Raw genomic sequence first — 2532 nt, 5'->3', positions numbered from 1 at the left:
GGGTGGTTTTCCAGAAGGCGAGGTCCTCGGCGAGTGCGGTGGGGGGTTGTTGACGTTGCCAGTGGGCGTAGTCGGTGTATTGCACCGCGAGCGGGGGTAGCTCGACCGGGGTGCCGTGGACGTGCCCGGTGTAGAACTCCCCGAACTCCTTCGCCAGCAGTCGCATCGACCAGCCGTCCGTCGCGATGTGGTGGATGACGAACGCGAGGACGTGCTCGCGCGCGTTCAGCTTCACCAGGTTCACGCGGACCACGGGACCGGTGCGGAGGTCGAACGGTTCGGACACCACTTCGTGGAGACGGCTTTGCAGCCGCTCCTCGCGGACCGATATGTCTATTGTGGACAAATCGGTTTCGGTGACCGCGATGTTCTCGCCGGAGCCGACGATCTGGACGCCGCGCCCGTCGACGGTGTCGAACGTCGTCCGCAACTGTTCGTGGCGCGCCACCAGATCGGCGACGGAACGGTGCGTCGCACCGGTGTCGAGTTCTCCGCGCATGCGGAGCACCAGGGCCGAGTTGTATTCGGTGGTGTTGGGGGTGAATTGGTGGAGGAACCAGAGGCGTTGTTGTGCGTGGGAGAGGGGTGTGGTGGGGGTGGTGGGGTGGGGGGTGATGGTGGTGGCGGTGGGTGTGGTGGTGATGGTGGGGGCGAGGGTGGTGATGGTGGGGGTGTCGAAGAGCTGGCGGGGGTTGATGGTGTGGCCGAGTTGGGTGCGGATGCGGGAGGTGATGCGGAGGCTGAGGATGGAGTCCCCGCCCAGGGTGAAGAAGTTGTCGGTGACGCTGATGGAGCCGGGGGGCAGGGACAGTACGTCGGCCCAGATGTGGACCAGGGTGGTTTCGGTCGGGGTGGCGGGGGCGATCCGGGGGGCGGCGGTGCCGGGGGTGTGGTGGGTGTGGGGTGCGGGCAGGGCTTTGCGGTTGATCTTCCCGGTGGGTCCCAGGGGGAGCCGGTCGAGGACCATCCATCCGGTCGGGACCGCGTGCGCGGGCAGCGACCGCGCCACATGCACCCGTACCTGTTCCACGTCCACCTCGACACGGTCGGTGGTGGGGGTGAGGTAGGCGATGAGGCGGGTGTGTCCGGTGGGGTCGGTGTGGGTGGTGACCGCCGCGGTGGCGATGTGGGGGTGGGTGGTGAGTGCGGTTTCGATCGCGGCGGGCTCGACCCGGAACCCGCGGATCTTGACCTGGTCATCGGCGCGCCCGAGGAATTCCAGGGTGCCATCGGGGCGCCAGCGGGCCCGGTCCCCGGTCCGGTACCACCGCTGCCCGGCGGGCAGAACATGGTGGGGGTCGGCGATGAAACGGGCCGCGGTCAAGTCCGGGCGGCGCCAATAGCCCTGGGCCACACCACCCCCGCCGACCCACACCTCACCCGGCACCCCCGCCGGGACCGGACGCGCCCACCGGTCCACCACCACGACCCGGGTGTTGCCCAGCGCACGGCCCAGCGACACGAACACCCCCGCCTCATCCCGCCCGTCACGGACCTGGTGCACCGTGGCATCCACCGTGGTCTCGGTCGCCCCATAGGCGTTGAACACCCGCACCCCACCCCCACCACCAGCACCAGGTTGGGTTCCGGCACCGGCACCGGGTTGGGTTTCGGGTTGGGTTCCGGTTTGGGTGGTGAGGGTGGTGGCGTCGTGGGTGCGCCAGCCCTCGGAGCCGACGATGAGCAGGTCGAGCCCGCCGAGCCCGCGGGTGCCGGTGGCGTGGTAGTGCTCGGCCAGCGCGGTGGCCATCGAGGGCACCGTCACCATCATCGATCCCGAATGCTCGTCGATCACCTCGGCGAGTGCGGCGGGGTCCCCGACCGCCTCGTCCGGGGCGATGATCATCTGCCCGCCGAAGAGCACCGAGACCAGGAAATCAGCGAAGAACAGATCCACCCCCACCCCCGACACCGACACACACCGCGCCCGCGACCCCGCCAGCCCGTACCGGGTGTCCCACACCGACACGATGTGCTCCACATTCGCGTGATCGACCACCACACCCTTCGCCCGCCCCGTCGACCCCGACGTGAACATCACATACACCACCCCGCCACCCCCACCAGGACCCGCGCTTGTCCCGGTCACGGGAAGCTCATCCACCTCCACCACACCGGTATCCACCGTGGTGGTTTCCAGCTCGGCCAGATCCAGCACCGGCACCCCGCCCGGGATCCGGTCCGCCCACCGCGGGCTGGTGATCACACACGAGGGAGCCGCGTCCGCGACCATGCCCGCCAGCATCACCCCCGGATACCCCGGATCCAACGGCACGAACCCCGCACCCGCCCGCACCACACCCACCATCGCCACCACCGCATCCACCCCACGACCCAACCCCAACCCCACCAGCACACCCGCACCCACACCCCGCGCCCGCAACCCCGACGCCACCACCCGCGACCGCCACTCCAACCCCGCGAACGACAACACCCCACCCCCATCCCGCACCGCAACCCCACCAGGACACACCCCCACCCACCACAACAACCGCTCCACCACACCACACCCCACCGACACCACCGGACCGG

Annotated in this window: 1 protein-coding gene; it reads right to left on the bottom strand. The window is 69.5% G+C overall.

Annotated elements, in window-relative coordinates; translation table 11 throughout:
• Positions 1 to 2434, bottom strand: a 2434-nt coding sequence (locus tag ABD256_RS43975) for an AMP-binding protein (RefSeq protein WP_344432346.1), incomplete at its 3' end; no start/stop codon positions are given.
• Positions 2435 to 2532 lie beyond the last annotated feature (98 nt).

The sequence above is a fragment of the Amycolatopsis minnesotensis genome (assembly GCF_039529815.1).
Lineage (GTDB): Bacteria > Actinomycetota > Actinomycetes > Mycobacteriales > Pseudonocardiaceae > Amycolatopsis > Amycolatopsis minnesotensis.
This window is presented reverse-complemented; position numbering and strand designations above follow the sequence as displayed.